The sequence below is a fragment of the Microbacterium sp. zg.Y909 genome (assembly GCF_024626565.1).
This window is the reverse complement of the sequence record NZ_JANJFJ010000208.1, coordinates 1-7,649: the sequence shown is the minus strand read 5'-3', so window position 1 is coordinate 7,649 and position 7,649 is coordinate 1. Positions and strand designations below refer to the sequence as shown.

Annotated in this window: 7 protein-coding genes and 1 pseudogene; 4 read left to right on the top strand and 4 right to left on the bottom strand. The window is 71.5% G+C overall.

Annotated elements, in window-relative coordinates; genetic code table 11:
• Positions 1-504 (top strand): hypothetical protein (locus NQ160_RS14605; protein WP_257515932.1); only part of this gene is annotated, 504 nt, incomplete at its 5' end.
• 51 nt (positions 505-555) lie between these two features.
• Here NQ160_RS14605 and pgi read toward each other — a convergent pair.
• The 4 genes from pgi to NQ160_RS14585 form a co-directional block, all read right to left on the bottom strand.
• A complete protein-coding gene (gene pgi / locus NQ160_RS14600) occupies positions 556-2,238 on the bottom strand; it encodes a glucose-6-phosphate isomerase (RefSeq protein ID WP_257515931.1) in 1,683 nt (560 codons plus the stop codon).
• A 125-nt stretch (positions 2,239-2,363) separates the two neighbouring features.
• Positions 2,364-3,236, bottom strand: a complete 873-nt coding sequence (locus NQ160_RS14595) for a DUF4097 domain-containing protein (RefSeq protein ID WP_257515930.1) — start codon at positions 3,234-3,236, stop codon at positions 2,364-2,366.
• A complete protein-coding gene (locus NQ160_RS14590) occupies positions 3,233-3,910 on the bottom strand; it encodes a response regulator transcription factor (RefSeq protein ID WP_257515929.1) in 678 nt (225 codons plus the stop codon). Before NQ160_RS14590 ends, NQ160_RS14595 begins: the two co-directional genes overlap by 4 nt.
• Positions 3,898-5,178 (bottom strand): sensor histidine kinase, encoded by a 1,281-nt coding sequence (locus tag NQ160_RS14585; protein WP_257515928.1) that lies wholly within the window; start codon positions 5,176-5,178, stop codon positions 3,898-3,900. The genes NQ160_RS14590 and NQ160_RS14585 overlap by 13 nt, the downstream gene beginning before the upstream one ends.
• 110 nt (positions 5,179-5,288) lie before the next feature.
• Here NQ160_RS14585 and NQ160_RS14580 point away from each other — a divergent pair, with 110 nt between their 5' ends.
• The 3 genes and pseudogenes from NQ160_RS14580 to NQ160_RS14570 form a co-directional block, all read left to right on the top strand.
• Positions 5,289-6,098, top strand: coding sequence for a Cof-type HAD-IIB family hydrolase (locus NQ160_RS14580; protein ID WP_257515927.1), 810 nt, complete (start codon positions 5,289-5,291; stop codon positions 6,096-6,098).
• 43 nt (positions 6,099-6,141) lie between these two features.
• Positions 6,142-6,972, top strand: a complete 831-nt coding sequence (locus tag NQ160_RS14575) for an aldo/keto reductase (protein ID WP_257515926.1) — start codon at positions 6,142-6,144, stop codon at positions 6,970-6,972.
• Positions 6,973-7,139: 167 nt separating this feature from the next.
• A pseudogene (locus NQ160_RS14570) lies at positions 7,140-7,649 on the top strand (hypothetical protein); the annotation flags it as partial.

Below are 7,649 nucleotides of genomic sequence, written 5' to 3'. Positions count from 1 at the left end.
TTCGCGATAGGGCGCTCGAAGGAAGCGAGCGTCGTGGCGCGACGCCCGCTCGGCGTAGCCGCACTCGCGGTCGTCGCGCTGTGGCCGATTGTCCTGCGCATCGCGCAACCGCTTCTGCCGAATATGGACGCCGCTGCATTCGACGCCGGCATGGACGCATATCGCTCGGCCACCGGCGTGTGGACGACGGTGTTCTATGTGGATCTCCTCGTCTCGCTGGCCGCGGCTGTTGTCGCCGTCGTCCAGGTCGCACGAGCACGGATCCTCCCCGAGCCCTGGCGATGGGCGCCACTGTGGGCGCTGCTCGTATCGGTCGCCGCCGGGGTTATCCCGTCGCTCCTGCTCGTGTCCATCGGACCGGTCGCCGACCAGAACGCCCTCGGGGCGGCGAGCGCTCTGGGCTCCCTGGGGTTCCTCGCGCAGACCCTCGGGCTCGGAATCATCGCCCTCGTCCTCGCTGCCCGCGTGCGCGCGGGTGATGTAGAGGTGTTCCGCTCGGCCTGATCGGCGCCCCGACCGCGGCCGGCGCGGAACCGCGGCCCCCCGTCGCCCGCGTCAGAACTCGCGGTGGGCCCGGTAGTACTCCAGGAGGCCGCGGGTCGAGGCATCCTGCGCCGCGAGCGCGTCGGCGTCTCCCTCGATAGCCGGTGCGATCTGGGTGGCCAGCTGCTTGCCGAGCTCCACACCCCACTGGTCGAACGAGTTGATGCCCCAGATCACGCCCTGGGTGAACGTGATGTGCTCGTACAGGGCGATGAGCTGACCCAGCACACGCGGGGTGAGCGCGGGCGCGAAGATCGACGTTGTCGGCCGGTTGCCGGGGAAGGTGCGCGCCGCCACGAGCGGGCCGGTGGTCCCCTCGGCCTCGACCTCGGCGGCCGTCTTGCCGAACGCGAGCGCCTTCGTCTGCGCCAGGAAGTTCGCCAGGAAGAGCCCGTGCACGTCACGGCCGTCGTCGGTGAGCGGGTAGGCGGGGTTGACGAAGGCGATGAAGTCCGCCGGGATCAGGCGCGTCCCCTGGTGGATCAGCTGGTAGAACGCGTGCTGCCCGTTCGTCCCGGGCTCGCCCCAGAACACCTCGCCGGTGTCGGTGGTGACGGGCGTTCCGTCCCAGCGCACCGACTTGCCGTTCGATTCCATCGTGAGTTGCTGCAGGTACGCCGCGAACCGGTGCAGCTGCTGCGCGTAGGGCAGTACCGCGTGGGACTGCGAGCCGAGGAAGTTCGAGTACCAGACGTTCAGCAGCCCCATGACCACCGGCACGTTGCGCTCGAGCGGCGTCGTGCGCACGTGTTCGTCGACGTCGTGGAAGCCCGCGAGCATCTCCCGGAAGACGTCGGGTCCCAGCTCGATCGCCAGCGACAGCCCGATCGCGGAGTCGACGGAGTACCGGCCGCCCACCCAGTCCCAGAACCCGAAGGCGTTGGCGGGGTCGATGCCGAACGCAGCCACCTTGTCGAGCGCTGTCGAGACGGCAACGAAGTGGTGGGCCACGGCATCGTTGCGGGCGGCATCCGAGCCGTCGATCGCGCCCGCCTGTTCCAGGCTCCGCCACAGCCACTCCCGCGCGAGGCGGGCGTTGGTGAGGGTCTCGAGCGTCGTGAACGTCTTGGATGCCACGATGAACAGCGTCGTCTCGGGATCGAGATCGGCGGTCTTCTGGGCGATGTCGGCGGGGTCGATGTTCGACACGAACCGGGCGTGGATGCCGGCGTCGGCGTAGGGTGCCAGGGCTTCGGACACCATGACCGGGCCGAGATCCGAGCCGCCGATGCCGATGTTGACGATCGTCTTCACCTTCTTGCCGGTCACTCCCAGCCAGTCGCCCGAGCGCACCCGGTCGGCGAAGGCGCTCACGGCATCCAGCACCTCGTGCACGTCGTGGTCTACGTTCTGCCCGTCGACGACGAGTGCGGGGGAGGCGCCGGCGGGACGGCGCAGCGCCGTGTGCAGCACGGCGCGGTCCTCGGTGGTGTTGATGTGCTCGCCGGCCAGCATCGCGGCGTAGCGCTCGGCGACGCCGGTCTGCTGGGCCAGTCGCACGAGGGCGGCGAGGATCTCGTCGGTGACGAGGTTCTTCGACAAGTCGACGTGCAGGTCCGCCAGCGGCAGGCTCAGCCGCTCGGCTCGGCGCGGATCGTCGGCGAACCACCCGCGCAGATCGGGGGTGAAGTCCTCGCGCAGGGCGGTGAGTTCGTTCCAGGCGGGTGTGGAGGTGGCATCGATCGGGGCAGTCACACCTCAACGCTAGACCTGCCCGCGGGCACCCGTCCACGCGGTGGCCCGCGCGCAGCGTGAAGGGCCGGTCGGAGGGTGTCCGGCCGGCCCTTCGGGGGGTCAGCGCGCTGGGGCGATCGGGGGGATCAGCGCCCCGAGCGCAGGGTGACGTCGCCGGCCGACACGGTGACCGTGATGAGCCGCGAGGCCTGCGTCGACGTCTCGAGACGATTGTCGAGGCCCCCCGCCGACACATCGGAGGCGACGCGGTAGGCACCGCTCGGCACCGCGAGGTCGAGCGACCCGGCGCTGACGTCGATCGCGACGTCGTCGGGCGCGTCGCCGGTGAACACCGCCTTCAGTCCACCGGCACTGACATCGAGGTCGGCCGTGGCCACATCGGCGATCTCCAGGTCGGCGCGGCCGGCGTTGACGCTCACGTCGACCTCGGCAGCGGCACCTGCCAGGGTGAGTTCCCCGGCATTGACCTCGAGTTCGAGCGTGCCGAACTCGCCGTCGACGTCGAGTGATCCCGCCGACAGGGTGAGCGTCGCATCGAGCGCGGCGCCCTGCAGGCTCTCGGGCAGCTCCAGCACGACCCGCGTGGGACCGTCGTAGAACCACCAGCCGCCGAACCAGCGGTCCGGTGAGCGCACGACCAGCTCATCGCCGTCACGGTCGAGGGTCCACTGCCCACCGCCGGCCGCCGCGGTCACATCGAGCACCGCCTCGTCGGTGTCGGTGAAGAGCACCCGCACATCGCCCGCGGCCACGTCGACATCGAGAGAGTCGACCCCTGTGGCATCCACGACGATGCGATCGTCGGTGGTGCCGGCCGCCCGCACGATCGAGCCGATGACGCCGGTGGCGACCGCGCCGATGATGATGACCGCACCCACGACGATGGCGATGATGGCCACGACGCGGCCAGCCGAGCTGCGCGGGGGTACCGGCGGTGGGATGACGGGGGAGGGCTGCGGCCCCGTGGGGGGCGTGGGGGGAGTGAGTGTCGTGCTCATCGTGATGCTCCTGTCTGCGGCAGGTCGCCGCCGTGCTCGAGATGTGCGAGCGCTGCCAGCACCCGTCGGTTGCCGGATTCGTCCTGCTCGAGGTCGAGTTTCTGGAAGAGGGAGGTGATGTACTTCTCCACGCTCGCCTCACTGACGTGCAGCGTGCGCGCGATCGCCTGGTTGGACTTTCCTTCGGCGATGAGGGCGAGCACGGTGCGCTCCCGGTCGGTCAGGCGGGCCATGCGGTCGTCGCGGGCGCGGCGCGCCAGCAGCTGCGAGACCACCTCGGGATCGAAGACGGTGGCGCCTGCGCCGATTTGGGCGACGGTCTCGACGAAGTCGCCGACATCGGCGACCCGGTCCTTGAGCAGGTAGCCCAGAGCCCCGCCGCGCCCGGCGATCAGCTCCGACGCGTACCGCTCCTCGACGTACTGGCTGAGCACCAGCACCGGGAGGTGCGGGTGCTCCGCCCGCAGCACGAGGGCCGCGCGGATGCCCTCGTCGGTGAACGTGGGAGGCAGCCGCACATCGAGGATGCACAGGTCCGGAGCGGTCTGGGCGACCACGGCCTGCAGGTCGTGGGCGTCGGGGAGGGCGGCGACCACGCTGTGGCCGGCGTCTTCGAGCAGGCGCACGAGCCCTTCGCGCAGCAGCGCGGAGTCTTCGCAGATCAGGATGCGCACGGCACGCTCACTTCCAGAGAGGTCGGTCCCCCGACGGGGCTGTCCAGGCGCACGGTCCCGCGGGCGGCGATGATGCGGTTGTGGATGCCGTCGAGGCCTCCGCCGGGGATCACGCGGGCCCCGCCGGTGCCGTTGTCCTCGACGCGGGCCCACAACGTCCCGTCGTCGCGGCGGCGCACCACGACACGGCATTCGCCCGCGTGGGAGTGTTTGGCCGCGTTGGTGAGCGACTCGGCGATGGCGAAGTACACGGCCGCCTCGGCCTCGCGGGTGCAGCGGCCCTCGACTCGCACGTCCAGGTGCACGGGAACGTGCGACCGGGCGGCGAGGGCCGAGAGCGCGGCGTCGAGCCCGCGGTCGTCGAGCACGGAGGCATGGATGCCGCGCGCCAGCTGGCGCAACTCGGTGATCGCGGCCTTCGTGGAGGTGTGCGCCTCGGCGATGAGCTCGCGCGCGGCATCCGGGTCGCTGTCGATCTTCTGCTGGGCGAGGCCCAGCGTCATGCCGACCGAGACGAGCCGCGGCTGCACGCCGTCGTGGAGGTCGCGTTCGATGCGGGTGCGCTCCACTTCGCTGGCGCGCACGGCGCCGGCGCGCTGCACGTCGGAGGTGGCGGCCTGCTGGGCGAGCACGGCCTCGCGGGAGGGCACGAGGATGGCTCGGGTGAGTACGCCGTCCAGCAGGGCGATGCCGAACAGCAGCGCGGCGCTGACCAGCACGGCGGCCCCGCCCAGGACCGCCGCCCAGCCCGGCTCGAGCACGAGCCCGAACCAGGGGGAGGGGATCTCCTCGGCGCCGAACAGCGGGGAGAGCAGCAGCCCCACGCCGGTGGCGACCGTCGAGGCCAGCCAGATGACGGCCGAGCCGAGCAGCGTCGCGATCGCGGCCCCGGCGACGCCGCGCCACATGGGACCGTCGGTGAACTGCTGCCACAGCATGCGCAGCCAGCCGCCGAAGCCGGGGCGGGTCATGCGCCGGGTGCGCAGCGCCGGCAGGCCGTAGTCGTAGAGCCCGTCGGCGCGGGCGTACTCCAGCCACGCGGTGGCGTAGAGGACGTACACGAAGGCGATGAGGAAGAGCGCGCCGATGCCCAGCACGAGCAGCAGCCCGAGTCCCAGGCTCAGCAGCACGGCGAGCATCGTGAACAGTGCTGTGCCGGCGAGGGACATGGCGGCCAGCTGGGCGAGCGCGCCGAGCAGGCGCAGCGCCGTGGGGCGGGGCGCCGCCTGCGTCGGGGCCGGGGCGAGGAGGGCGGCGGAAGAGGTCATGGCTCCAAGGTAGGACGAGGCCGCGGCCGCCGCCGCCCCGGCATCCGGAGTCTTTCCTTCGGGGTATCCCGAAGAACCGGCGCGTGCCCGGCGCCTGAGAACATGGAGGCGTGACCGTCCCCGATATCCGCCTCATCGCCGTCGACATGGACGGCACCCTGCTCGACCCCGCCGGCCACGTGCCCGCAGGACTCTGGCCGTTGCTTGACCGTCTGCGCGAGCGCGGCATCGCGTTCGCGCCGGCCAGCGGCAGACAGCTGGCGACCCTGCAGCGGTCGTTCGGTGAGGCGGGGCGCGACCTCGACTACATCGCCGAGAACGGCGCCTACGTCGTGCGCGACGGCGTCGAGGTGAGCTCGGACGCGCTGGACCCGCGGTTCGTGCGGGGCGTGATCGAGCGCCTGCGCCGACTCGTCGCCGAGGGGGCGCTTCACGCCGGCGTGGTCGTGTGCGGCAAGGAGTCGGCGTACATCGAGGACACCGACCCGCGTTTCCTCGCCGAGGTGGACAAGTACTACGCCCGGCTGAGCGTCGTCGACGACGTGCTTGCGCAGCAGGACCAGGTGCTGAAGCTCGCGATCTACGACCACGACGGCGGCGAGGCCCACACCGCGCCCGCGTTCGACGACCTGCGCCGCACCCACCAGGTGGTCGTCTCCGGCCAGCACTGGGTCGACATCATGAACGCCGGGGTGAACAAGGGCGTCGCGCTGCGGAACCTGCAGCGTGCTCTGGGGATCACCCCCGCCCAGACGGCCGCGTTCGGCGACTACCTCAACGACATCGAGCTGCTGCAGGCGGCGGACTGGTCCTACGCCATGGCCGACGCGCACCCCGACGTCGTCGCCGTGGCACGCCACCGCGCGCCCTCCAACGCCGAGTACGGCGTCATCACGACGATCGAGGCGCTGCTGGGCTGACCACGCCGGCCCCGTGACGGATGCCGGGGCGTAGCGTGGGCGCATGATCACGATTCCCACGGTCTCCCTCAACGACGGCACGGACTTTCCCGAGCTCGGGCTCGGCACCTACAACCTGCGCGGCGACAACGGCGTCGAGGCGATGGTCGCGGCGATCGACAGCGGCTACCGGCTGCTCGACTCGGCGGTGAACTACCAGAACGAGGCCGAGGTCGGTGAGGCGGTGCGGCGCAGCGGCATCCGCGACGAGCTCATCGTGACCACCAAGCTCCCTGGCCGTGACCACGGCTACGAGAAGACCCTCGCCAGCGCCGCCGGTTCGCTGGAGCGCCTGGGCCTGGACCGCATCGACCTCTACCTGATCCACTGGCCCAACCCCTCGGTCGACAAGTACGTCGACAGCTGGCGGGCGATGATCGAGCTGCGGGAGCGGGGGACGGTGCGCAGCATCGGGGTGTCGAACTTCACCGCGGCGATGCTCACCCGACTCATCGAGGAGACGGGCGTCGTCCCCGCCGTCAACCAGGTCGAGCTTCACCCCTACTTCCCGCAGTCCGAGCTGCGGGCGTTCCACGAATCACGCGGCATCCGCACCGAGAGCTGGAGCCCCCTGGCACGGCGCAGCGAGCTGCTGGCCGAGCCGGTGCTCGCCGAGATCGCCGCGGCTCACGGGGTCACCCCGACGCAGGCGGTGCTGCGGTGGCACACCCAGCTGGGCTCGACCCCGATCCCCAAGTCCGCGAGCGCCGAGCGTCAGCGCGAGAACGCGGACGTCTTCGGATTCGCGCTGACCGACGACGAGATCGCACTCCTCAGCGGGCTGGAGCGCGGGCGGCTCTGGGACGGCGACCCCGACACGCACGAGGAGATGTGACGCGTCAGCCCTCTCGGTCGTTCGGACTGATCACACTGCGGGTTCCCACGTCGCTCTGAGGCGCAGTCGGGGCGACGTCCAGACGGAGGGGCGAGGGTGGAACACGCGCCCAACCCGAGGGCGCCCGTCGCCGCCGCGCCGGCGAACCCGAACTCCCGCGCGTTCTCATGCACCCTGATCACGTCGTCCCGTCCTCCCGCCGCGCCCTGCGCGCACAGTCCACCCGCCGCCACCGCGGCCGGGTCACCGCAACTCTGGCGGTGGGCGCCGGAGTGCTGCTCGGGGGATTCCTCACCTCCGGCGCTGCCGCCGTCGCGGCCGAGCTGCCGTTCGCCTCGGACACCGCGGTCGCCCCCGCACTGCAGGAGGTGGCCGACGACGCGCAGGCGACGGTGGATGCCGCGCACGCGGCGCTGGCCGCCGGCGAGGCGCTCACCGCGGAGGTGGCGCAGTCGGGGCTGGACGTCGGCGGTGATGCCGAGGTCGACACGGTCGACCTGCAGGACACTCTTGAGGAGCTCGCGGGCGCCGAGGGTGTGGAGCTGCTGCGCGAGATCGACGTCGTCGTCGATGTCGAGGCGCACACCGACGACGTCGAGGCTGAAACCGCCGATCTGCGCGCCCGATTCGACCTCGCTCTGCAGCAGAAGGCCGAGGCCGAGGCCGCCGCAGCGGCG

Bases quoted from the DNA above. Each gene is read 5' to 3' on its own strand.
- NQ160_RS14595 (WP_257515930.1), bottom strand. From the start codon at position 3,236: ATGAGCACGACACTCACTCCCCCCACGCCCCCCACGGGGCCGCAGCCC.
- NQ160_RS14585 (WP_257515928.1), bottom strand. From the start codon at position 5,178: ATGACCTCTTCCGCCGCCCTCCTCGCCCCGGCCCCGACGCAGGCGGCG.
- NQ160_RS14575 (WP_257515926.1), top strand. From the start codon at position 6,142: ATGATCACGATTCCCACGGTCTCCCTCAACGACGGCACGGACTTTCCC.